Source organism: Paramagnetospirillum magnetotacticum MS-1 (genome assembly GCF_000829825.1).
In the GTDB taxonomy this organism is placed as follows: Bacteria; Pseudomonadota; Alphaproteobacteria; order Rhodospirillales; family Magnetospirillaceae; genus Phaeospirillum; species Phaeospirillum magnetotacticum.
The window spans coordinates 205,524-228,373 of record NZ_JXSL01000009.1 but is presented as its reverse complement, the minus strand read 5'-3'; the positions used below and the strand labels follow the sequence as shown (position 1 = coordinate 228,373).

Annotated in this window: 19 protein-coding genes and 1 other RNA gene; 11 read left to right on the top strand and 9 right to left on the bottom strand. The window is 64.0% G+C overall.

Annotated elements, in window-relative coordinates; all coding sequences use genetic code 11:
- Positions 1 to 188 precede the first annotated feature (188 nt).
- Together CCC_RS01275 and CCC_RS01270 are read left to right on the top strand one after the other, a co-directional pair.
- Positions 189 to 1,073, top strand: a complete 885-nt coding sequence (locus CCC_RS01275) for a phosphate/phosphite/phosphonate ABC transporter substrate-binding protein (RefSeq protein WP_009867703.1) — start codon at positions 189 to 191, stop codon at positions 1,071 to 1,073.
- Positions 1,070 to 2,872: an ATP-binding protein gene (locus CCC_RS01270; RefSeq protein WP_041039287.1), complete on the top strand. Its 1,803-nt coding sequence runs from the start codon at positions 1,070 to 1,072 to the stop codon at positions 2,870 to 2,872. Before CCC_RS01275 ends, CCC_RS01270 begins: the two co-directional genes overlap by 4 nt.
- Here CCC_RS01270 and CCC_RS01265 read toward each other — a convergent pair whose 3' ends face one another.
- Complete coding sequence (locus CCC_RS01265) at positions 2,873 to 4,474, bottom strand: FAD-binding oxidoreductase (RefSeq protein WP_009866980.1); 1,602 nt, start codon at positions 4,472 to 4,474, stop codon at positions 2,873 to 2,875. It lies immediately after the preceding gene.
- A gap of 132 nt (positions 4,475 to 4,606) precedes the next feature.
- Positions 4,607 to 5,884, bottom strand: coding sequence for a hypothetical protein (locus CCC_RS01260; protein ID WP_152619664.1), 1,278 nt, complete (start codon positions 5,882 to 5,884; stop codon positions 4,607 to 4,609).
- Between the two features lie 98 nt (positions 5,885 to 5,982).
- On the opposite strand from CCC_RS01260, the gene CCC_RS01255 reads away from it, so the two are divergent.
- The 3 genes from CCC_RS01255 (at position 5,983) to CCC_RS01245 (ending at position 9,010) form a co-directional block, all read left to right on the top strand.
- Entirely contained in the window at positions 5,983 to 7,143 is a 1,161-nt protein-coding gene (locus CCC_RS01255) for a GNAT family N-acetyltransferase (protein ID WP_041039281.1), read from the top strand.
- Between the two features lie 182 nt (positions 7,144 to 7,325).
- Positions 7,326 to 7,826 carry a hypothetical protein gene (locus tag CCC_RS01250; protein ID WP_009867390.1) on the top strand — a complete coding sequence of 167 codons (501 nt, stop codon included), beginning with the start codon at positions 7,326 to 7,328 and terminating at the stop codon, positions 7,824 to 7,826.
- Positions 7,827 to 7,849: 23 nt separating this feature from the next.
- On the top strand, positions 7,850 to 9,010 hold the full coding sequence (locus CCC_RS01245; protein ID WP_041039395.1) for a BaiN/RdsA family NAD(P)/FAD-dependent oxidoreductase: 1,161 nt from the start codon (positions 7,850 to 7,852) through the stop codon (positions 9,008 to 9,010).
- Positions 9,011 to 9,131: 121 nt separating this feature from the next.
- Here the strand turns inward: CCC_RS01245 and CCC_RS01240 are convergent, their stop codons facing one another.
- The 7 genes from CCC_RS01240 to CCC_RS01210 form a co-directional block, all read right to left on the bottom strand.
- Complete coding sequence (locus tag CCC_RS01240) at positions 9,132 to 11,132, bottom strand: FAD-dependent oxidoreductase (RefSeq protein WP_041039279.1); 2,001 nt, start codon at positions 11,130 to 11,132, stop codon at positions 9,132 to 9,134.
- Positions 11,133 to 11,241: 109 nt separating this feature from the next.
- A complete protein-coding gene (locus CCC_RS01235; RefSeq protein WP_009868460.1) occupies positions 11,242 to 11,928 on the bottom strand; it encodes a methyltransferase domain-containing protein in 687 nt (228 codons plus the stop codon).
- A 4-nt stretch (positions 11,929 to 11,932) separates the two neighbouring features.
- Positions 11,933 to 12,907 carry a TRAP transporter substrate-binding protein DctP gene (gene dctP, locus CCC_RS01230; RefSeq protein ID WP_169746876.1) on the bottom strand — a complete coding sequence of 325 codons (975 nt, stop codon included), beginning with the start codon at positions 12,905 to 12,907 and terminating at the stop codon, positions 11,933 to 11,935.
- Between the two features lie 89 nt (positions 12,908 to 12,996).
- Entirely contained in the window at positions 12,997 to 14,355 is a 1,359-nt protein-coding gene (locus CCC_RS01225) for an ABC transporter ATP-binding protein (RefSeq protein WP_009868458.1), read from the bottom strand.
- An 11-nt stretch (positions 14,356 to 14,366) separates the two neighbouring features.
- Positions 14,367 to 16,106: an ABC transporter permease gene (locus CCC_RS01220; RefSeq protein WP_052472858.1), complete on the bottom strand. Its 1,740-nt coding sequence runs from the start codon at positions 16,104 to 16,106 to the stop codon at positions 14,367 to 14,369.
- 102 nt (positions 16,107 to 16,208) lie between these two features.
- A complete protein-coding gene (locus CCC_RS01215) occupies positions 16,209 to 16,703 on the bottom strand; it encodes a dihydrofolate reductase (protein WP_041039277.1) in 495 nt (164 codons plus the stop codon).
- 115 nt (positions 16,704 to 16,818) lie between these two features.
- On the bottom strand, positions 16,819 to 17,613 hold the full coding sequence (locus tag CCC_RS01210; RefSeq protein ID WP_009868455.1) for a thymidylate synthase: 795 nt from the start codon (positions 17,611 to 17,613) through the stop codon (positions 16,819 to 16,821).
- Positions 17,614 to 17,771: 158 nt separating this feature from the next.
- Here CCC_RS01210 and CCC_RS01205 point away from each other — a divergent pair, with 158 nt between their 5' ends.
- From CCC_RS01205 to CCC_RS01185, 6 genes are all read left to right on the top strand, one after another.
- Positions 17,772 to 18,959 (top strand): GGDEF domain-containing protein, encoded by a 1,188-nt coding sequence (locus tag CCC_RS01205; RefSeq protein ID WP_052472856.1) that lies wholly within the window; start codon positions 17,772 to 17,774, stop codon positions 18,957 to 18,959.
- Positions 18,928 to 19,250, top strand: a transfer-messenger RNA (tmRNA) gene (gene ssrA / locus CCC_RS21565). The genes CCC_RS01205 and ssrA overlap by 32 nt, the downstream gene beginning before the upstream one ends.
- A gap of 150 nt (positions 19,251 to 19,400) precedes the next feature.
- Positions 19,401 to 19,910: an SspB family protein gene (locus tag CCC_RS01200; RefSeq protein WP_009868452.1), complete on the top strand. Its 510-nt coding sequence runs from the start codon at positions 19,401 to 19,403 to the stop codon at positions 19,908 to 19,910.
- Between the two features lie 119 nt (positions 19,911 to 20,029).
- The gene (locus CCC_RS01195) at positions 20,030 to 21,646 is read left to right on the top strand and encodes a fumarate hydratase (protein WP_041039275.1); all 1,617 of its coding nucleotides are present in this window, start codon (positions 20,030 to 20,032) and stop codon (positions 21,644 to 21,646) included.
- Between the two features lie 530 nt (positions 21,647 to 22,176).
- Entirely contained in the window at positions 22,177 to 22,656 is a 480-nt protein-coding gene (locus tag CCC_RS01190) for a rubrerythrin family protein (protein ID WP_009870344.1), read from the top strand.
- Between the two features lie 27 nt (positions 22,657 to 22,683).
- Entirely contained in the window at positions 22,684 to 22,848 is a 165-nt protein-coding gene (locus tag CCC_RS01185; RefSeq protein WP_009870345.1) for a rubredoxin, read from the top strand.
- The last annotated feature ends 2 nt before the right edge of the window (positions 22,849 to 22,850 follow it).

Here is a 22,850-nt window from a genome sequence, read left to right as displayed (position 1 = left end):
ACTAACCTTGAGATTTTAATAGTTTATGTCTGTAGGGCAAATATTCTCTCCTATACCATGAGTCTGGTATGCCTTGGTTGGCATGCGCCGCAGGAGGTTTTCGCGAGCCAAGTTTCGGCGCCAGCGTTCAATTGGTTTGCCGGGTCGGGCGGGAATGCTATGGTTGAGGCCTTGGGTTGGGGAGCAAGATGATCCAGGGTTCGCTTCGATTCATCGTCAGGCTTCTCGCGATACTTCTGCTGGTGGCGCCCATGCGGGCGGGGGCCGCGGACGGGGCTGCGGCGACGCCCATCCGCATCGGGTTGCTGCCCACCGTCGCCACGCTGAGCCTTCTCAAGCTCTACGATCCCCTGCGCCAGCATCTGCAACAGGCCCTGGGCCGTCCGGTTGAGCTGTATACTTCGGGCAACTTTCATTCTTACTTGGACGATATTGCCGCCGTCGAGTTCGACATGCTGGTGGCCGCCCCCCATTTCGGGGTGATCGCGACGGATCGCGGCTATGTGGCGATGTTACGCTATCAACAGGAGCTGACCCCTCTGATCGTGGTGACCAAGGAGAGTGCCCTGCGCGAGGCGCGGCATCTGCGCGGCAAGCGAGTCTTGACCGCTGACCGACTGGCCGCCCTGTCGGTGGTGGCGGAAACCTGGATGATGGTCGATTATGGCATGCTTGCCGGGGTGGACTATGAACTGAACGAGGTTTCAAGCCATTCCACCGCGGTTCGGGCCGTGGCCATCGGCGACGCCGATGCGGCCATCAGTTCTGCGTCGGTGTTGCAGCAGCTTCCCGAGGATCAGCGAGAGAAAGTCGTGTCCTTCGCCAGCCGTCTGCGCATTCCCCATCAGTTCATCCTGGCCCATCCCCGGCTGGGGCAAGAGACCATCGGCGTGATCCGCGAAGCGCTTGGCGATTTTGGCGCGACCGAGAAGGGGCGGGCTTTCTTTAAGGCCGGTGGCTTCAAGGGACTTGTGCCCGTTACTCCCGCCGATATGGAACAGGCGCGGCCCTACGCCCAAATGGTGATGAGGGCGGGCAACAGCCCCGCCACCAACGGCAGGAGTGGGAATTGAGTTTCGGTTATGCGCGCCCTCCATCGGTCCGGCCGGTCAATTCGCTGCGGCTTCGCCTGCTGGCGTTCAGCGTCCTGGTCGAGCTGATCATGCTGACCCTGCTGGTGACCAACAGCGTGCGGCTGATCCAGACACATCTGTCCGACAGCACCCAATTGCGTCTTCAGGCGCAGGAGTCCTCGTACAACATCACCCTGGCCGGGCAGTTGGCCGAACGCGATTATGCCGCGCTGCAAAGCATCATCGAGGGATGGGGAGCTTCCAAGGGCATCACCTATATGGTGGTGACCAATGCGGCGGGTAAGGTGGTGGCGGCCTGGGGACATGATGGCAACGGTCCCTTGCCCTCGGCTGAGAAAGTCCTTTCGCCGGAACTGGACGAGTATCGGGGCGCCTTCGACGTCGTCTTCCTGGGGCAGCGCTATGGCGAGGCGCGCTACGGCCTTGATACCCGCTTTCTGGGCACGGCGCGGCGCGAATTGCTGCATCAAAGCCTGGGCATCGCCGTGGTCGAGGTGGTTCTGACCGTCACCTTGCTGGCCGCCATCGGCTATTGGCTGACCCGTCATCTCGACATGCTGGCACGGGCATCGCTCAAGGTGGCCGGGGGTGATTTTTCCATCCGTCTCAAGATGGAAGGCAAGGATGAGATCGCCGTACTCACCCAGGCTTTCAACACCATGTCCGTCGCGGTGGAAAGCCGCATCCAGGATCTGGATGAAAGCCAGAAACGGTTCCGCGCCATCGCCGATTTCACCTATGCCTGGGAGAATTGGTTCGATACCGAGGGCCATCTGCGCTGGGTCAATCCGGCGGTGGAGCGCATTACCGGCTACAGCGTCGCGGAATGCCACGAGATGGAAGGTTTTCCCCTGCCCATGGTGGTCGGGGACGACCGCCCTCAGGTCAGCAGCGTTCTGGCCAGCGCCCAGAACGGGCAGTCTGGCCAGGACATGGAGTTCCGCATCCAGAACAAGCAGGGCGATATCTTGTGGGTGGCCATGTCGTGGCAGCCCATCTTCGACGGAGAGGGCGCGCCCCTGGGCACGCGCTCGTCCATCCGCGACATCTCGGTGCAAAAGCACAGTTCCGATCTGGCGGTGGAGGCCAAGGGCGAACTGGAGCGCATGCTGTTCGCCGCCTCCCATGATCTACAGGAACCCATCCGCTATATCCTGGCCTATACCCAGCGCCTGGACCGCGAATTCGGCGGCGAGATGCCCGAACGGGCGCAAAGCAGCATGACCTTCATCCGCGAAGGCGCCAACCAGCTCAGCCTGCTGGTCAAGGGACTGGTGGACTACACCCGCTCCAACCGCCCCATGACCGCCTTCGCCCCGGTGGATTGCCGCCGGGTGGTGGATCAGGCCATCGCCGACTGCACCGCCATGTCCACGGCCAACCCGCCCCAGTTCAGGGTGGGCGAGATGCCGGTGGTCCAGGCCGATCCGGTGCTGCTGTTCATTCTCTTCGAGAACCTGATCAGCAATGCCATCAAGTTCGTCCGTCCCGACGTCCCGCCCCAGGTGAACATCACCGCCCAGGCCGAGGAAGAGGGCTGGCGCATCGATATCAGCGATAACGGCATCGGCATCGATCCGCAATATCTGCAGACCATCATCCGGCCCTTCTCGCGCCTGCATTCGCGCTCCACCTTCCCTGGGGCCGGACTGGGTCTGGCCTCGGCCCTGAAAGTGGCGAAGATCCACGGCGGGCGGTTATGGCTGGATTCCGAGCCCGGCAAGGGCACCACGGTCCACATCTGGCTGCCCACCAAGGCGCAGCCCGAGGTGGTGTGATCAGTCCTCGGTCCGCAGTTCGGCTGGCGCGCGGAAGTTGAAATGGGCGGGCGCGGCCATGACGACGGCGCGGGTCCGGGCGAAGGCTGATTTCAGTCCCTCGGGCAGGCGTCCCTCGCCGCCAGCGGCCCGCGCGATCTCCACCAGGGAGGGCGCGCCTTTTTCCCCGCCGGTCACCACGAGGCCGTTGCTCTTGGCGGCGAACAGCAGATCGTGGATCAGGGTGCGCTTGTTGGCGGCCACCGCCTGACGGGCTCCGGCCAGGGCGGCTTCGGCGCCTTCGGGGGCGAACAGGGTGACCCGGTGGTGCGGATCGATGCCTGCCGGAGACAGATGGCCATAGGCCGACAGTTCCACCTCCACCGCGCCCTTCAACTCACGGGCCAGAACGCGGATGGCCGAGCGGTAATCGGCATAGGCCTCCAGCACCGAGACGATGGCTCCGGTATCGGCGGGCAGGACGATATTGATGTCGGTGGAGGTACTCCACGGCTTCAATTTTCCGGGTTGAACAACACGTGCCTTGGTGCGGGCCAGATCGGGGGCGCCTTCGCGGATGGCGCGGAAGGTCTCCATCTCGGCGCCCGAGGAGAAGCCCACGCCGAAATCGATCATCACGCCGCCGATGGTCTCGGTCTCGGGGTCCAGAAGGCTCATCAGCACATCGTCGATGGACAGTTCGGACCAGCCGGTGAGGCAGGCCAGCATATCGGCGCCCGCATATTCGCACGATTGCAGCAGGCCTTGCGCCTTGGAGCGTGCAGGCTCTTCCGAATGCTCGATGAAGGTTTCCAGGGAATCGCGGCTGACCAGTTCGATGCCGTTCAGCACCGTGTCGCCGCCCTCGCCGGCAACAAGGCCCCCGGCCTCGGCGGGCAGGGTGATCTGGGTCCAGGGGCGCAGCCAGGCCAGCAGGCTGGCAATGGTGTCCACGTCCGAGCCCTGCACCGGCAGAACCAGCCCGAACTCGCCGGAGGGAACCAGGAAGAAGCGAAAGCGGGCGGCGGCCACCATGCCGGTCCAGCCTTGCATGCCCTGCACCTCGGCCAGGGTGTCATCCTCGACCAGGCGGGCCACGTCGCCGCCATCGGCAAGGCTGACGGCATCCAGGGTGCCGAGCGGCGACAGGCGCAGCGGCCCCATGCCGCCGGTGGCCACCACGCCGCCCACGAAGGCCGAACCGATGCTGGTGAGATCCACCAGGACGCGGGCATTGGGGCCGATGGCTTCGGCCAGGGCGGCGTTGACCTGGGTGAAGGTAAGGCCCGCACCGGCCGAAACCAGTCCCTTCCCGGAATCGATGGCGATCTGATGAGTCTTCAGCGCCGAAAGCGGCGTGTCGTCGGCCACTCTCTCGGCGGCCAGGGCACCCTTGGGGCGGATGGCGACGATGCCGCCAAAGCCCGCGATCTCCTCGTCGGCATAGTCGTAGGACCCGATGGCGCTGGTCAATCCACCCGCAGGCATCACCGCCCAATTGGCGCGCACCGCATCGGCTACCGCCTGGGCGATGTCATGGGTGGCCAGCAGGCGGGCCCGGATGGGCTTGCCGCCATCGTCGGTCAGTTCCGCCAATGGCAGGGAGGAAAAGTCGGTGGACATGGTCAAAAGGCTACCGCGAGCTGCGCGGTCCTTAGCGTCGATGCGAAGGCGCGGACCATAGCACCAACGGCTCTCAAGAAAAAACCCCCTCCGGTGTCAGGCCTCCCCCACACTATCGGGGGGGCTCCTGCCTCAAGGAACGCATTTGGCCAGTTCGACGGGCAGTTCGATTGCCGAGAGGGTCTCGGGATCGGAGACCAACTGCTCCAAGGTCTCGTTGATGATATAGGTCATGGCGCGCATTTTTTTGTCCAGGTTGACGACGTTGGGAGCCGTCCTTTGCCTGGGGGATCCCACGGCGTCTGGAGTGGCGGCCTGGATGCCGAGATTGTCGATTTTCGCCTGATTGGTATCGGCCTTCTGCTCTTGCTCGGTCGGGGCGCCCGGTATGCGGGTCACGCTGTCATCGGCCTTGCCGGGGACATTCATGCTTTGGACGGACTGCTTGTTCTTGCCGTCGGGGTCCAATCCGGCGTTGCCGTCCAGGGCATTGCGCGTGGCCTGCATCTGGCTTTTGTGGTCTTCCAATTCCTTGATGCTGCCCGTGACGGCGTCCAAGGTGGCCTTGGCGCTGAATTGCTGCATCTTTCCGAAATACAGTGTCGCGACCCTGTTCTCGATTTTCTGGCGATATTTTTCCAAGGTGGCGGGAATTGCGGCCACCGCTTGGGAATTCTTTACGGCCAGAGGTTTCGAACTGGTGCCCAGCGCGATGGCGGCGGCCAGCGCCGCGCGGACATTTCCGTCACTACCGGAACTGTTGGCAATGTAGCCTTTGGCTTTTCCCAGATTGCGATCCAGGCGGGCCTTGCGGGTTTGAATGATGGTCCCGAAGTCAGGCCCCCCAGACTGCTTGGGGTCAAAGAACTTAACCTTCTCGGCAGCGGTCTTGAAGCAACGCCAATTCTCCGTCGATGCGCTCAGCACCTCGGCTCGGCCGGAAAAATCAAGGTTCTGATTCAAGACATAATAGGCACCGGTTCCAAGGCCCAGATCCACCAGAACATTGGTGTTGGCGCCATGGAGGGTGACCGCGCCAGCGGCGACGGCCGCCGCATAGAGCGGGGCGGTCATCCAATATCCGGTATTGCGCAGGTCGACAGTCCGCTTGTTGTACATATCAATCAGGATATCGGCATAGGCGATATTCTGCTGCACGGAGGTCAAGGTAATGTTGGGTGGGGCGGCGGTGATCTGACTCTGATCAGTGATCTGGGGCGGCGTGGTGGACAGCAGTTCGATGCAGCCCCCCAAGGAAAGGACGCCAGACAGCAGTGCGAGCCGCGAGATTGAAACCCCATTGCCCATGACACCCCCCCCCTTTTTATCGATCATCGAACTGTTGCGCACAATAGGTGTACGCAAGCGAATAATGATTCGAATAATGCATCTATAGCATGCATATAACAACTATAAAGAGTCATCGCGCGGTGCGTTGGAATTGGCCGTGCGCCGCACTATCTGCAAGGGTGTCCCCGCTGTTACGGCAAAAGGCAGGTCCGGCGAGCATGCCCGATGGAAACCAGTCCCTGACCGTCACCGTCTTATCCGCCATCGCTGAGATCGGGGCGGAGGAGTGGGATGGGTGTGCAGGGAGCCATAATCCCTTTATTCGCCACGCTTTCCTTCTGGCCATGGAGCATTCGGGATCGGCCACGGCCCAGACCGGCTGGACGCCCCGCCATCTGGCGGTGAGGGACGCGGAGGGCCGCTTGCTGGCGGCGGCGCCGCTTTATCTCAAAAGCCATTCCTTCGGCGAATACGTCTTCGACTGGAGTTGGGCCCAGGCCTATGAGCGGGCGGGAGGGCGCTATTACCCAAAGCTGCAATGCGCCGTGCCCTTCACGCCCGTCACGGGGCCGCGCCTGCTGGTCCGCCCCGGAGAGGACGGCCCAAGGCTGCGCCGTGTCCTGGCAGCTTCCATGGTGGATCTGGCGCGTCGCCTGGGGGCCAGTTCGGTGCACGTCACCTTTCCCAGCGGCCAGGAGTATGAGGGACTGGGCGAGGTGGGCTATCTGCAACGCCTGGGCAGCCAGTATCACTGGAGCAATCAGGGCTATCAAAGCTTTGACGACTTTCTGGGGCAATTGTCGTCGCGCAAACGCAAGCAGATCCGTAAGGAGCGCGACGCCGTGGCGCGCTCCGGCGTGCGCATCACCACCTTGGTGGGCACCGAGGTCAAATCGCGCCATTGGGATGTGTTTCATGCCTTCTATGAGTCGGTGGTCGACCGCAAATGGGGTCGGGCCTATGTCAACCGCGCCTTCTTCGAGGAACTGTCGGCCTCGAATCTGGCCGAAGCCGTGGTCCTGGTCTGGGCCGAAGATGACGGCGAGCCCCTGGGGGCCGCCTTCAACATGCTGGGCAAGGACACGCTTTATGGCCGCACCTGGGGTGGCGGGCGGCATGTGGACTTCCTGCATTTCGAGGCCTGCTACTACCGCGCCCTGGACTTCGCCATCGCCCATGGACTGGCGCGCGTCGAGGCCGGAGCCCAGGGCGAGCACAAGGTCAGCCGGGGCTACCTGCCGACGCCCACCTATTCAGCCCACTGGATCGCCGATGCCGCCCTGGCCGAGCCGGTGGCCCGCTATCTCGCCCATGAACGCGCCCAAGTGGCCGAGGATATGGCTGACCAGACCGAGGAAGGGCCTTTCCGGAAAGCGTGATGGGTGAGGTTTACCGCCATCGTCACCCCGGAAGCGCATCGCGCTATCCGGGGCCCAGGGGGGCGTGACTCCTGGGTCCCGGCTCTCACGTTGTTCGGCCGGGATGACGGAGTCGGCGACGGCTTCCGTCCCGCAGAGAACCGCTTTAGACTGCGGCCGTCCATAGCCGCAGGAGATACGCCTTGGCCGTCGAAGGCCCGACACCGGAACAGAAGGCCGATTATCTGGTTCGCAAGCTGGAACAGACCATCCGCGAGAACCGGACGGTCAAAGGCATGTCGTTCCGCACCTGGCAGAACATCGCCCGCGAAGAGATCGTCAACGCCATGCGCGAGCACGAAAAGCGGTTGATGCGCTATGACCAGACGGTCAACCGCCTGGTTCTGGCCTCGGCCTCGTCCTTGGTGACCATCGGTTTTTGGGGGGCCATGGTGGCGGTCAACAGCGCCTATGGCGGCGTGGCGGCCATCATCACCTTGGTGGCGGGTGCCGCCTTGTTCTTCGTCACCGCCGATTGGGGCATCAAACGCTTCACCTCGGGCTACAACAAGCAGAAACGGGCCGAGCGCCTCGCCCATATCGAGGACCTGGACAAGCGCATCAAGCGCATGGAACACGATATGAAGAAAAAGGCCGACCGCCTGAAGGAAACCCAGGCCAAGCTGGGGGCGGTCGAGATTTGAACTCTCTTTTCCCCTATGACGTGATGGTGATCGGTGCCGGTGCCGCCGGGCTGATGTGCGCCGCCCTGGCCTCGGGGCGGGGCAAGAGGGTGGTGGTGCTGGACCACAGCGACCAGCCGGGGCGCAAGATCCTCATCTCGGGCGGCGGCAAGTGCAACTTCACCAACCGCACCGTGACGCCCGCCCAGTATCTGTCGGCCAATCCCCATTACGCCACCTCGGCGCTGAAGCGGTACGGCCCCGCCGATTTCCTCGACCTGATGAAGCGCTACCGCATCGCCTTCCACGAGCGCGAGCATGGACAGCTTTTCTGCGACAATTCCGCTGCCGATATCGTCTCCATGCTGATGAGCGAATGTGGCGCGGGTGGGGTGGAGATGGTGCTCGACGCCAAGATCGGCGCCGTCACCGGCGACGGCCCCTTCCGGGCGGCCACCAGCCGAGGAACCTATGAGGCCGCCGCTTTGGTGGTGGCCACAGGCGGATTATCGGTGCCGAAGATCGGCGCTACCGGCTTCGCCCATACCCTGGCCGGGCGTTATGGCTTGGCGGTGGTGGCGCCGCGGCCCGGATTGGTGCCGCTGACCTTTACCGGGGCCGATCTCGACCTGATGCGCGATCTGGCCGGTATCGCCATTCCAGCCGAGGTGACATTCGGCAAGACCAAATTCCGCGAAGCCGTGCTGTTCACCCATCGAGGATTGTCGGGACCGGCCATTTTGCAGATCAGTTCGTATTGGCTGACCGGTCAGTCTATTACGCTTAACCTGCTTCCCGACCTGGACGTGCAGGCCCGCCTGCTGGAGCGCAAGGCGCAAAGGCCCAATGCCCAGGTGGAAACCATCGTGGGAGAGCTGCTGCCCGCCAGACTGGCCCGCGCCCTGGTGGAGCGGGCTGGGCTGCTGGGTCGACCGATTGGTCAGTCGACAAATGCCGCCCTGGCCGGATTGGCCCGGCTGCTGTCCCAGTGGCCGCTGGTTCCGGCGGGCAGCGAGGGCTATCGCACCGCCGAGGTCACCTTGGGCGGTGTGGACACCGCCGGTCTTTCCTCCAAGACCATGGCGGCCAAATCCCATCCCGGCCTCTTCTTCGTCGGCGAGGCCGTCGACGTGGCCGGTTGGCTGGGCGGCTATAACTTCCAGTGGGCGTGGTCGTCGGGCTGGGTGGCGGGGATGAGCGTTTGAGGGAGATGCGGGGCTCCCGCCCCGACCCCGGTTGGAGGAGACCTCCTAACCTCCCTATATTTTGAAAATCAAAGAAGGTTTGGGGCATCGCCCCAAGCGGGTCTGAGGGCGGCAGCCCTCATCAAAGGGCCAACCCCAACCGCGTCCCCTCCTCGAAGGCGGCGAGGGCGTCCAGCTTCGAGGCATCGCGGGCCCCGCCGATCAATTGGACGTCACGGCCCAGGGCTTTCAACTCGTCGGCCAGATCGCGCCGTGGCTCCTGGCCGATACAGACCACGATGGTGTCGGCCTCGATCAGCCTGTCCTCGCCGTTCAGGGTGACATGCAGCCCGGCATCGTCGATGCGGCGGTAGGTAACGCCCGCCAGCATGTCCACGTGGTGGCGTTGGAGATGGGCCTTATGAATCCAGCCTGTGGTCTTGCCGAGTGAGGCGCCGGGGCGGTCGGGCTTGCGTTGAAGCATGGTGATGGCGCGTTTGGGTGGTGGCGGGGCCGAAGGCTCGGCCAAGGCGCCGCGATGGGTGAAGGCGCGGTCGATGCCCCATTGGGCGTTGAAGTCCGCCTCGTGGTCCTCGCCCACCAGAGTGAGGGCCACGTCGAAACCGATGCCGCCCGCACCCATGATGGCGACGCGGGCCCCGGCCCGCTTGGCGCCCGACAAGATATCCTCGTAGCCCACCACCTTGGGGTGGTCGGCGCCGGGCAGGTCAAGCTTGCGCGGGCGGATGCCGGTGGCCAGGACGATGCGCTCGAACCCCGTCAGGTCCGAGGCGGCTGCGGCACGGCCCAGGCGCAGGGTGACTCCGGCCTGGGTCAGGGCCTGGGCGTAATAGGCGGGGGTAGCGGCGTATTCCTCCTTACCCGGCACGGTCTGGGCCAGGATGAACTGGCCACCCAACTGGGGCGCCGCGTCGAACAGGGTAACGGCATGGCCGCGCTTGGCGGCTTCCAGGGCGCAGGCCAGACCGGCCGGTCCGCCGCCCACCACGGCGATGCGTTTGGTTTCGCAAGGCGGGCGCGCCATGAACTCGCCTTCCCGTCCGGCGCGGGGGTTGACCAGACAGGTGGCGGCCCCGCCCGAGAAGATGGGATCGAGGCAGCCCTGGTTGCAGCCGATACAGGCGTTGATGGTGCTGGCCTCGCCGCGCGCCACCTTGGCGGCGAAGGCGGGATCGGCCAGCAGGGGACGCGCCATGCTGACCAGATCGCACTGGCCCTCGGCGATGAGGGATTCGGCAAGGTCCGGGGTCTTGATGCGGTTGCTGGCGGCCACCGGAATCTTCACGGCTGCCTTGACGCGGGCGGTGGCCCAGCTCCACACCCCCTGGGGGACCGTATGGGCGATGGTGGGAACCCTGGCCTCGTGCCAGCCGATGCCGCTGTTGATCAGGTCGCAGCCCTCGATCTCGATGGCCTGGGCGACGGCGACCACCTCATCGGCGCTCAAGCCGTCTTCCACCAGATCCACCATGGACAGGCGCACGCTCATCATCTTGGCCTCGCCCAGGGCTTGGCGCACGGCGCGGACGATCTCCACCAGGAAACGCATGCGGCCGTGCAAGTCTCCGCCCCAACGGTCCGTGCGCTTATTGGTGCGCGGCGCCAGGAATTCGTTGATCAGATAGCCTTCGGACGCCATCACCTCGACGCCGTCATACCCCGCCAGCAAGGCCAGCCGGGCGCAGTTGGCGTAATCGGCAACGGTCTGAACGATCTCGGCATCGGTGAGTTCGCGCGGTGTGGCGCTGTTGATGGGGGCCCTGATCGCCGAGGGCGCCACGATATCCTTCATGCGGGAATAGCGGCCGCAATGAAGGATCTGCATGATGATGCGCCCGCCTTCGCGGTGCACCGCCTGGGTGATCAACTGGTGACCGGGAAGTTCGGCCTCGGAGGTCAGTACCGTGCCGTCGGGGCCGAAATTGCCTTGCTCGTTGGGCGCCACGCCGCCGGTGACGATCAGGCCGATACCGCCCCTGGCGCGTTCGGCATAAAACGCGGCCAGCCGAGGCCAGGCATCGGGCAGCCCTTCGAAGCCCAAATGCATGGACCCCATGATCATGCGGTTGGGAAGATGGATTGCGCGAAGCGTGATGGGCGACAGCAGGTGGCGATGGGGCATGGCGACCTCATAATGGCATTGCGGTACCATTATGCCGGATATGGAGGGCGGGGCAATATTTTGAGCGCGGTGACGCCCCACGCTGATCTATGGTCACCGAGACTGCGGCTCACCCCTTCTGCGTCTCGACCCGCAGGCCGGTCAGCAAGAAGACGTCGCGGGGGCTCAACTGGGCTTCGGCGTTGAAGCGCCCGCCCGCCACCGCTTCGGGCTGCGGGCGCTTGCGGATGATGAATTCGATGGCGGCCTCGCCCACCGGCGTCAAGGTCTGGTCGAAGCGGGGCAGGCGATGGCGGAAGCTGCCGTCCAGGGATTCGATGCGGCGGATATCGGCCTGGACGCCCAGCGAGGGCAGGACTTCCAGCAGGTTGACCGAGACGGGACTCCAGGATTTCGTCTTGAACAGGGTAAAGGTCCATCGGTGTTCAAGATTGTGCCGCGACGGCCACCAGCCCTGCTCGTACATGTCCTCGTCGGGAACCAGGACGACCATATGGCCACCGGGCTTGAGGACGCGCAGCCAGTGGCGCAGGGCTTCCTTGGGATCGGCCATCTTCTGCAAGACAAAGGCGGAATGCACGAAGTCGAAGCTGGCATCGGCCAGGCCTGTGAGGAATTGCAGATCGCCATCGACCACGTCCCAGATCTTGGTCCCGGTGATTCCGGGAAACTGCTCGCCATACAGGGCGAGGGGATCGTTGGCGCCGCCGATGTCCAAACCCTGGCCGACGAAGATCCGGGTGATGAAGTCGGGCTGACGGGCGCGGCGCGCGATGGACTTACTGGTTTCCTTCAAGGGATCACTCCACGGCCTGCAACTTGTCCAGGATATCGCCGCCCCCCGGCACATGGGTGCGAAAGGATTTCCAGGCGGTTTGCCGGGCCAGTTTGCGCCATGCCTCGAAGGCTTCGGCATCCAGGGTGACCACCTCCACCCCGGCGGCGATGAAAGTGCCGGCCAGGCGGCGCTCGAGCAGGGACAAGGCTTGGGACAGACTGGCCTCGGCGGCGGCGGCGGCGGTGTGCAGGGCCTGGCGCTGAGACTCGCTGAGAGAGTCGTAGCGGCGTTTGGAGATCAGAATCGGTTCATAATTATACCACAGGGCACCCGCCTCTCCGGGGACCACCAGACAGGTGAATTTGCGCTCCATGCGCAGGGAGAGCAAGGTGGCGGCCGAGGTATTGGCGATATCGATCAGATCATTGCTGACCAGGGTGCCCAGCGAATCCGAGGAGATGACCGGGACGGGGGCGGCCCCGGCTCCGGCCCAGAACTCGCTCATGAAGCGCCCGATGGTTCTGGCCCGCAGGCCCTTGGCATCAACGGGGTTCACCACGCAACGCTGACGGCTGGCATAGGCGCCGGGAATCCAGGAATCAGCCAGAACCAACGCGCCAGCCGCCTCCATCTGGCGCTTCAGATCGCGCATGACGGCCGAGGCGGCGACGCGTTCGCCCTGGGCCCGCGAGCGGATCAAGGTCGGCAGCGACAGGGCCCCGAGTTGGGGAACGCGCCCCTGCAGATAGTCCGACGGCATGAAGGCCATGTCGATACTGCCGCCGGTCAGCGCGCTCCACTGGTCACCGGGGCGCAGCAGAGAGGCAGAGGCATAAAGCCGGATGGTTACCCCCTGGGGCTCCATGGCGCTGGCGATAGCGCGCATGGCCTCGTCTCGCATGTCGCCGGGCGGGAACTGATAGGAGGCGATCCAGGTCTCGGCATGGGCCGGGTGCACGACGGACAACACCGTCATGGCGGCCATCGCCAATTTCATCCCATGTCCGAAAAAGCGTTTCAGCACCGTGGCGCAGTCCCCAACCATCCCCCGGCTGTCAGTGCACCACGTTCGCGGGTCTCGGGCAACTATTCCCTGGCGCCGGGGTCGTCGCGGGTCTCTTCACCGGCTTCCAGTTCCTCGACCACTTCCTCGGGCAGCATCAGCACGCCCGCATTGTAGTCGTAGTCGAAGATCTCGGCGTAGCGGCCCCAGGTGATGGTGGTTTCCAGCACGCGCTCGGCCTCGTCATCGGTGAGGTAGTCCTGCAATTCCTGCAAGAAGCGGTCTTCCGGGGCGCGGTGGTCCTTGCGCTCGTCCAGCACCCGGCGGATATGGGCGGCCAGCGGGATATTCTTGACCAGAGCCTCGGCGAACAGCTCCTTGCGGTGGGCATCATCGGCCTCGACGAAGGCCTGACCCGAATGGGTGACGAAGATATCGCCCGCGGCGATGCGGGCCAGGCCTAAGACGCGCAGGCCTTCGAACAGGTGGAACAACTGGTCGTCCTCCAACTCGGTCTCCTCGGCCAGTTGCGGCAGGTCGGCACGGCCGTTGAAAGGCGCCTCGGCGACGGTTTCCAGCAGACCGGCCATCTTGCCCGGCGTGGTGTCGGGCAGGCGGTAGCCGAGCGTCAACTGCTCGGTGGCCCCCACGCCGCCGCCCCTGACATTGGCGGTCATCAAGGTGTAGACCTCGTCGACGATCTGGCGGAAGGCGGCGGATTCCGTGTCACGCGGCCGGGGCAGATTGACGCGGATCTCGGCCCTGACCCGCCCTGGATCGGAGGAGAACACCAGGACGCGGTCGGCCATGGAGACCGCTTCCTCGATATTGTGGGAGACCAGCAAGATGCCCTTGGTGGGAATCTTGCGCTCGTCCCACAGTTCCAGCAGATCCTCGCGCAGCGTTTCCGAGGTCAGCACGTCCAGCGCCGAAAAAGGCTCGTCCAGCAGCAGCACGTCGGGGCGCATGACCAGGGCGCGGGCAAAGCCCACACGCTGGCGCATGCCGCCTGAAAGTTCCTTCGGATACGCGCTTTCATAACCGCCCAGACCGATGAGATCGATGGCCTCGTTGGCGCGGTCCTCGCGCTCGGCCTTAGGGATTCCCGCCGCTTCAAGGCCCAGTTCCACGTTTTCTTCCACCGTCAGCCAGGGGAACAGGGCGAAGGACTGGAACACCATGGAGATGCCCTTGGCCGGGCCGGTCATCAGGTGGCCGCGATACTTGACCTCGCCGCCATTGGCCTTGATCAGACCGGCCATGATGCGCAGCAGGGTCGACTTGCCCGAGCCCGACTTGCCCAAGAGGGCGACGATCTCGCCCTCTTCCAGCTTGAAGTCGACGCCTTCCAGAACGGTGCGTTCGCGCCGGTCGGGCGTGAGGAAGGTCTTACGCACGCCGCGCAGGTCGAGAAGGGCGGTGGAAGTGGTGTTGTCTGCCATGACCCGGTCCTTCAGTCCAAACGCAGCCGGTCGGCCGCCAGCATGTAAAGGCGCCGCCACAAAAAGCGGTTGAAGCCCATCACGAACAGGCACATCACGGCGATGCCCAGCGCGATGCGCGGAAAGTCGCCGTCGGCGGTGGCGCGCGCGATATACGAGCCCAGGCCCACGGCTTCCAGCTTGGTGTCGCCCCAACTGACCAGTTCGGAGACGATGGAGGCGTTCCATGACCCGCCCGACGCTGTCACCGCCCCGGTGACATAGGACGGGAAGATGGCGGGCAGGATGAACTTCTTCCAGCGCAGCCAGCCCGACAGCCCCAGATTGCCCGCCGCGTCCTTCATGTCCTGGGGGATGGCCGAGGCTCCGGCGATGACGTTGAACAGAATGTACCACTGGGTGCCCAGGATCATCAGCGGGCTGGTCCACACATCCACATTGGCGTCGAAACGGACGATCAGCACCACCGCCACCGGGAACATCAGATTGGCGGGGAAGGCCGCCAGGAACTGCGCCACCCACTGGACATTTTGGGCGACCAGGGGGCGCTGGCCGATCCACACGCCCACCGGCACCCAGATCAACGAGGCCAGCGAGATCAGCACGACCACCCGAAAGGCGGTGGCAAAGCCGTAGAGCAGAACCTGCCCCACTTCCCAAAGGCCGATGGAGCCGTGGATGAACAGCGCCACCTCCACCAGGGCGCCGACGGCGCCGCAGATCAGCAGGCCGTCCCAGGTCCGCTCGACCCAGCGGGGCAGGGTCACCATGTGGATGGGGGCCTGATGGAACAGCTGGGCCCGATCCTTGCGGCGCAATAGGAAGGTGAAGCGGTCCCACATGGCAGAGGGCAAACGGGCGAGGGTGCGGAACATCCGCCCGCGCTGCATCAGGGTCAACAGCCAGGATTCGGGCTGCTGCTCGCCGGGCAGGGAATCCACCTTGAACTTGTCGGCCCAGGCCACCAGGGGGCGGAACATCAACTGGTCATAGATCATGATGCCAGCCAGCACCGCCAGCACGGCCCAACCGATGGCCGCCAGATTCTCCTCGGCGATGGCCAGGGCGATATAGGACCCAACGCCGGGCAGGGCGATGCTTTGGCCGGAAACCGAGATGGCCTCGGAGGCCACCACGAAGAACCAGCCGCCCGACACGCTCATCATCATGTTCCACACCAGACCAGGCATGGCCCAGGGCAGCTCCAGGCGCCAGAAACGCTGCCAGGGCGACAGGTGGAACATTTCCGAGGCTTCGATCAGGTCGTTGGGCACCGTCTTCAGCGAGGAATACAGGCTGAACGTCATGTTCCAGGCCTGGGAGGTGAAGATGGCGAAGATGGCCGCGCATTCCACGCCCAGCAGATTGCCGGGGAACAGGGCGATGAAGCCGGTCACCGTGATGGACAGGAAGCCCAGGATGGGAATGGACTGCAAGATGTCGAGGACGGGGATCAGCACCTTTTCCAGGGCGGGCACCTTGGCGGCCAGGGTGGCGTAGACCAGGGTGAAGGCCAGCGAGGCCAACAGGGCGGCGGCCATGCGAAGCGCGCTGCGCAGCAGGTAATAGGGCAGACCCGCCGGGTCCAGGGACAGGGCAAGCTTTTCGCCCACGTCATAGGGCGTGGTCATCTGGGCGCCGCCATAGGCCAACAAGGCCAGCAGCGCGAAGATCATCGGTATGATCGCCAGATCCCAAAAATTGGGTTTGAGTTCCGGCGCCACCGCGACTGTGGGCAGGCTCCAACGCATTCCGGCCATTCCGGTTCGGGTTGAGTGCGCCCCACATAGCCTGCTTCGGCGGACTTTGTCGAGCGGGGAAACCTTTACAAGATCGTGACTGTCAGCAGCCTGTCAGGCCCGGTCCAGAATCACGAAGTCGAAGGCCGGATCGCCGTCATTGGGGCGCCGGGTGACTTCTTTCCACCGAGCGCGGTCGAAGGCGGGAAACACCGTGTCGCCCTCATAGGCGCGTCTGATCTCGGTAAGATAGAGGCGGGTGGCGCGGGCCAGGGCCTCGGCGAACAGGGCATTGCCGCCGATGACCATCAGTTCCGACGCCTCGGGCGCCAGTTCCGCCGCCAGCTTCAGGGCTTCGTCCAGAGAGTGGGCGGCATGTGCCCCCTCGGCCCGCCAGTCCAATTGCCGCGTCACCACGATGTTGGGGCGCTTGGGCAGCGGCCGGCCTATGGAATCCCAGGTCTTGCGGCCCATGATCACCGGCTTGCCCAGGGTATTCTCCTTGAACCATTTCAGGTCCTCGGGAATATGCCAGGGGAGCTGGTTGTCCTTGCCGATCACGCCGTTCGAGGCGATGGCGACGATGAGGGAAACGTTCTTTTCTGTCATTCCGACGACCATCGGGAGGAGGAATCGCCGTCTGCTGCGATTTGTCCGGTTCGGTAAAGGCGGACCAGAATGAGATCCCTCGGCTTCGCTCGGGATGACCGGCTGGATGTCTCGCTCATACCGCCACCGGGGCGGAGATATGGGCGTGGCACTGGTAGTCCACCACCTTGATGTCGTCCATGGTGAAGGCGAACAGGTCCTTCACATCCGGGTTCAGCTCCAGCCGGGGCAGGGCCAAGGGCGCGCGCGACAACTGCAGCTCCGCCTGCTCCATGTGGTTGGAGTACAGATGGGCGTCGCCGAACGTATGGACGAAGTCGCCGACCTCCAGCCCCGTCACCTGGGCCATCATATGGGTCAGCAGGGCATAGGAGGCGATGTTGAAGGGCACGCCCAGGAAGACGTCTGCCGAGCGCTGGTAAAGCTGGCAGGACAGGCGGCCCTCGGCCACATAGAACTGAAACAGGCAGTGGCAGGGCGGGAGCGCCATGGACTCGATATCGGCCGGGTTCCAGGCCGAGACGATCAGGCGGCGCGAATCCGGGCTCTTCTTGATCATCTCCACCACCTGGGTGATCTGATCGACGGTGCGCCCGTCGGGGCAGGCCCAGGACCGCCACTGCTTGCCGTAGACCGGCCCCAGATCGCCGTCGGCATCGGCCCATTCGTCCCAGATGGAGACCTTGTTGTCCTTGAGATAACGGATATTGGTATCGCCCCGCAGGAACCACAAAAGCTCGACGAAGATGGAGCGGGTGTGGAGCTTCTTGGTGGTCACCAGGGGAAAGCCCGCCGACAGGTCGAAGCGCATCTGGTGGCCGAACACGCTGGTGGTGCCGGTGCCGGTGCGGTCGGTCTTGGTCACGCCCTCGGCGCGGATGCGGCGCAACAGGTCGAGATATTGCTGCAAGGGCCAAACCTCCTGGTTGGGGCGGCGGCACTGTATCAGCCCAGGTTGTGGGGATGCAATCTCGGGGGGTGTCTTCTTTCGCCACACCCCGTCACGTCTTGGACGGAGACATGGGGCGAAACCAGCCTTAAGATATATCTGGGCGAAAGGAGTGCCGCGTGAGTTTCGACACCAAGACGCTATGGATGACGCTGGCCATCAGTAATCTAGTGTTCGGTCTGCTGATGCTGGTCTATGCCGGAGCCGAGGGCGGCCGGGCGACCCTGCGTGGCTGGGCCTCCGCCCAGTTGCTCAAAGGGCTGGCGATCGTCCTGATCATCATCAAGCCGATGTTTTCCCATCCCTGGGGCTTTACCGGAAATGTGCTCTATCTGGTGGGGCACTTCGTCGAACTGGCTGCTTTCCTGGCCTATGCGGGGCTCGGTGATCGTATCAAGGGCGCCGCCCTGATGTCGGTTGCTCTGACCTTGGGATATCTCGTTGGTATTGGGATCGGCGCCGCGGGCGGCGCCATGGCGGTGATATTTTCGTCCTCCCTGTTCGTTCTTTATGGCCTCAGCGCCTTGGCCCTGGCGGCCTCGGGGCGTCGCCGGTCGCCGGTCCAGGTTCTACTGGTGGTCAGCAACGGGCTGATCGCTCTGACCGCCCTGGCCCGCGCCGGACTGGCCTGGTCCAGCGAGGCCTGGGATCCACAGAGCGCCGCCCTGACCAACCAGGCCATGTTTCTGCTCGGCTATGTCTTCTCCCTGTGCGACGGATTCGCCTTCCTGCTGCTGGTCAAGGAAGACGCCGACCGGTCCTTGCTGCGCATGGCGACCACCGACGAGTTGACCGGCATCGCCAATCGCGCCCATTTCCTGGATCTCGCAGAGGACCGGCGGCGGCTGTGCCTGCGCTCGGGCCAGCCCATCACGGTGATGATGATGGATTTGGACCACTTCAAGCAGGTCAACGATGTGTTCGGCCATGCGGTGGGAGACGAGGTGCTGCGCCGGGTGGGAGCGGTCTTGCGCGATCATCTGCGCGATGTGGACGTCTATGGGCGGCTGGGCGGTGAGGAATTCGCCGTGGTTCTTCCTGGAACTTCGCCGGAGGCTGCCCTGCCGGTGGCCGAGCGCCTGCGTGCCGCCCTGGCCGAGACGGTGGTGGCGACCGATTCTGGCCAGGCCAGGATCACGGTCAGTCTGGGATTGGCCGATCTGGCGGGCGACCGGCGCCTGGAACAGGCCATGTCCGAGGCCGACCAGCATCTGTACCGCGCCAAGGCCCAGGGGCGGAACCGGGTGGTGGCCGCGACCGAAACCATTTCCGACAGGGCTGGCGCTTCGTTGCGGCCCGCTTTATAGTGGCGGTTGCCGGGCAACCGGCTATGACGCTAAACGCCACACGGAATAGACGTTACGGACCCGGGGGCGGTACCCGGCGCCTCCACCAAATTTCCCGGCCCACGACGCGGGCCGGAACCTTGGGGGCGAAATAGGATCGACGTGCGCAGTAAAGGTCTGGTTTGCGTTCGGCATGATACCACCGTTATCGGGTCAATCCTAACAAGTGCCAACGACAACGTTGAACTTGCCGCTGCGGCTTAGTCCGTAAGCGCGGTCCGGGGGGAACCGGGCAACAGAACTCCCCCCACTTCTCCGGGTTCCAGTGACGCCCGTCATCGGAACACGGCTAGGCCCAAGGGGCCGCGCGGCTTTTTGCCGCGGGAGCCAAGCACGCGGAGGCGTGCGCCCGGCGCCTGAGGGGCTTCGGTGTGTGATACGCGAGGATGGGGTTTTTCGCCGGTGGAAGAACTGCGTTACGACAAGATGGTGGAAGAGGCCCTGCGCGGCGTGGTTCGCGACTCGCTGGTTTTTGCGGCCGAGCATGGCCTGCCGGGCGAGCATCATTTCTACATCACTTTCCGCCCCCATCATCCCGACGTGGAAATGGCCGACCACCTGAAGGCCCGCCATCCCGACGAGATGACCATCGTGCTTCAGCACCAGTTCTGGGACCTGTTCGTCACCGAGGACGGCTTCACGGTGACCCTGTCGTTTTCGGGCAAGCCCGAGAAGATGGTGATCCCCTTCTCCTCGGTGACCGGCTTTGCCGATCCCTCCGCCAAGTTTGGCCTTCAGTTCCAGGCCATTCCCGGCGATGACGAGGATGACGACGACATGGAGGTCGACGCCTTCGACCCCCAGCCGCCGCGCGGTTCGGCATCGTCCACCGATGACGAGCCCGAGCCCAATCCTCCCGGCGAGGGCGGCGACGGCAAGGTGGTGGCACTGGACAAGTTCCGCAAGAAGTAGGTCGGGCCCTCCGGCCGCCCTTGACGTTGCCTGCAAAAAGGTGTTTGACCAGAAGCGGCCGCCCAGCCCCGAAGGGTGGGGGCGGCGCTACCCGTTTTCTCTGACCGAGGTCGCCGGCCATGTCCGATTTCGCCTTCCACGAAATGTTCCCGCTGTCTCACGACGACACCCCCTATCGCAAGATCACCAGCGACGGCGTGGGGACCGCCAGCTTCAACGGCCAGAGCGTGGTCACCGTGGCGCCCGAGGCGATCACGGCGCTGACCAAGGAAGCCATCAAGGACACCTCGCACCTGCTGCGCCCCGCCCATCTGCAGCAACTCCGCAACATTCTCGACGATGCCGGATCGTCGCCCAACGACCGCTTCGTCGCCTACGACCTGTTGAAAAACGCCTGTATCGCGTCGGGCGGCGTTCTGCCCATGTGCCAGGACACCGGCACCGCCATCGTCATGGGCAAGAAGGGCCAGCGGGTCTGGACCTCGGGCAATGACGAGGCGGCCATCTCCAAGGGCGTCCAGGAGGCTTATACCGAGCTGAACCTGCGCTATTCCCAGACCGCGCCTCTCGACATGTACGAAGAGGTCAATACCGGCACCAATCTGCCTGCCCAGATCGACCTCTATGCCACCGAGGGCGAGGCCTACAAGTTCATGTTCATGGCCAAGGGCGGCGGCTCGGCCAACAAGACCTTCCTGTACCAGCAGACCAAGGCGCTGCTGAACCCCAAGTCGCTGCTCACCTTCCTCGATGCCCAGATCCGGACGCTGGGCACCTCGGCCTGTCCGCCCTACCATCTGGCCATCGTCATCGGCGGCCTGTCCGCCGAGATGTGCCTGAAGACGGTCAAGCTGGCCTCGGCCAAGTATCTGGACTCGTTGCCCACTTCCGGCAACAAGTTCGGTCAGGCCTTCCGCGATGTGGAACTGGAGCAGATCGTCCTCAAGATGACCCAGGACATGGGCATCGGCGCTCAGTTCGGCGGCAAGTATTTCTGTCATGACGTGCGCGTCATCCGCCTTGCGCGCCACGGCGCCTCCTGCCCGGTGGCCATCGGCGTATCGTGCTCCGCCGACCGCCAGATCCTGGGCAAGATCACCAAGGACGGCGTCTATGTGGAAGCCATGGAGAAGGATCCGGCCAAGTATCTGCCCGATATCGATCCCTCCAAGCTGGCGGGCGAGGTGGTCAAGATCGACCTCAACCGCCCCATGGACGAGATCAGGAAGACCCTGTCCCAATACCCGGTGAAGACCCGCGTGTCGCTTACCGGCCCCATGATCGTGGCGCGCGACATCGCCCACGCCAAGCTCAAGGAGCGTCTGGACCGTGGCGAAGGCCTGCCCGAGTATTTCAAGCAGATGGGCGTCTATTACGCTGGCCCGGCGAAGACGCCGTCCAACTTCGCCTCGGGCTCGTTCGGCCCGACCACGGCGGGCCGGATGGATTCCTATGTGGATCAGTTCCAGGCTGCCGGCGGCTCCATGCTGATGATCGCCAAGGGCAACCGCTCCAAGGCGGTCACCGAGGCCTGCAAGAAGTATGGCGGCTTCTATCTGGGCTCCATCGGCGGCGCCGCCGCCCGGCTGGCCCAGGACTGCATCAAGAAGGTCGAGGTCATCGAATACCCCGAACTGGGCATGGAAGCCATCTGGCGCATCGAAGTGGTCGACTTCCCCGCCTTCATCGTCGTCGATGACAAGGGCAACGACTTCTTCGCCGAGTTCGCGCACTAAGCCCTATTCCCGTCATGGCCGGGCTTGTCCCGGCCACCCACGCGGTTCCGTCTGAACGTCCCTCGAAACACGAGGGGCGGATGGGCGTGGGTGCCCGGCACAAGGCCGCGGCTGTCCGGTTTAAATTTCCATGAGAGTTCCGAATGGCAGAGCCAATGCGGATTTCATCTGGTCATGGAACACGGATGGACACGGATGCCGCTTCGCGGCCACGGATGATCACGGAAAGGTCATCCTGGGGCAGGGTCGGGGGGGCGGGAACGAGACCATTTCCGTGTTTATCCGTGAGCGGCGCGATGCACCGCATCCGTGACATCCGTGTCTCATGACTCCACGTCTGCCATCCTAAATTTAACCGGGCAGCCGAGGGACAAGCCCGGCCATGACGACAAGGAGGAAAGCCCTGGCCCGAACTGGGCAATCTCGAATTAATCGATAAACTCGATTTCAGAAACGAATTTAACTCGTTTCACTCGATCAATTGGTTTCGATAAGGTCTCTCCATCGGATCACACCAAGGAGAGACCCCAATGGCCTTCAATCCCGCCTCGCCCACCATCGGCAATCTGGAAGCCGCCTTCGCTGGCGAGTCCATGGCGAACCGCAAATATCTCTACTTCGCCCGCCGGGCCCGTGAACTGGGCGCCGTCGAGGTGGCCGAGGTTTTCGAGCGCACCGCCGAGCAGGAGACCCTGCACGCCTTCGGGCATCTTGAACTGCTCTATCCCAAGGCCGATCTCACCGTCGAGAAGATGCTGCAGATGGCCATCGATGGCGAGACCTACGAATACACCGAGATGTACCCCAAGTTCCGCCATCTGGCCGAGCAGGAGGGCCATGACGCCGCCGTCAAGGAGATGGACGAGCAGATCGCCGAGTCCAAGGAGCACGCCGAGCGTTTCGCCAAGATCCTGGCTACCGCCGCCAAGCGTTTCGCCGCCCTGGCCAAGGTCGAGGAGAAGCATGCGGGCCACTACCAGGCCACCCTGGACGCCCACAAGAGCGCCTGAATCCAACTCATATCGGAGGATAATTCCATGAAGAAGTATGTCTGCGTCGTCTGCGGTTTCGTCTATGACCCGGCTGTCGGCATGCCCGAGGACGGCATTCCGGCGGGCACCCCCTTCGAATCCATTCCTGACGACTGGGAATGCCCCGATTGCGGCGTGTCCAAATCGGACTTCGAAGTCCAGGAGGGCTGATT

What these genes read in the sequence shown, in the direction of transcription:
- CCC_RS01275 (WP_009867703.1), top strand. Translation starts at nt 189, where the DNA reads ATGATCCAGGGTTCGCTTCGATTCATCGTCAGGCTTCTCGCGATACTT.
- CCC_RS01265 (WP_009866980.1), bottom strand. Translation starts at nt 4,474, where the DNA reads ATGTCCACCGACTTTTCCTCCCTGCCATTGGCGGAACTGACCGACGAT.
- CCC_RS01255 (WP_041039281.1), top strand. Translation starts at nt 5,983, where the DNA reads ATGCCCGATGGAAACCAGTCCCTGACCGTCACCGTCTTATCCGCCATC.
- CCC_RS01245 (WP_041039395.1), top strand. Translation starts at nt 7,850, where the DNA reads ATGGTGATCGGTGCCGGTGCCGCCGGGCTGATGTGCGCCGCCCTGGCC.
- CCC_RS01240 (WP_041039279.1), bottom strand. Translation starts at nt 11,132, where the DNA reads ATGCCCCATCGCCACCTGCTGTCGCCCATCACGCTTCGCGCAATCCAT.
- dctP (WP_169746876.1), bottom strand. Translation starts at nt 12,907, where the DNA reads ATGAAATTGGCGATGGCCGCCATGACGGTGTTGTCCGTCGTGCACCCG.
- CCC_RS01225 (WP_009868458.1), bottom strand. Translation starts at nt 14,355, where the DNA reads ATGGCAGACAACACCACTTCCACCGCCCTTCTCGACCTGCGCGGCGTG.
- CCC_RS01220 (WP_052472858.1), bottom strand. Translation starts at nt 16,106, where the DNA reads ATGCGTTGGAGCCTGCCCACAGTCGCGGTGGCGCCGGAACTCAAACCC.
- CCC_RS01215 (WP_041039277.1), bottom strand. Translation starts at nt 16,703, where the DNA reads ATGACAGAAAAGAACGTTTCCCTCATCGTCGCCATCGCCTCGAACGGC.
- CCC_RS01195 (WP_041039275.1), top strand. Translation starts at nt 20,030, where the DNA reads ATGTCCGATTTCGCCTTCCACGAAATGTTCCCGCTGTCTCACGACGAC.
- CCC_RS01190 (WP_009870344.1), top strand. Translation starts at nt 22,177, where the DNA reads ATGGCCTTCAATCCCGCCTCGCCCACCATCGGCAATCTGGAAGCCGCC.
- CCC_RS01185 (WP_009870345.1), top strand. Translation starts at nt 22,684, where the DNA reads ATGAAGAAGTATGTCTGCGTCGTCTGCGGTTTCGTCTATGACCCGGCT.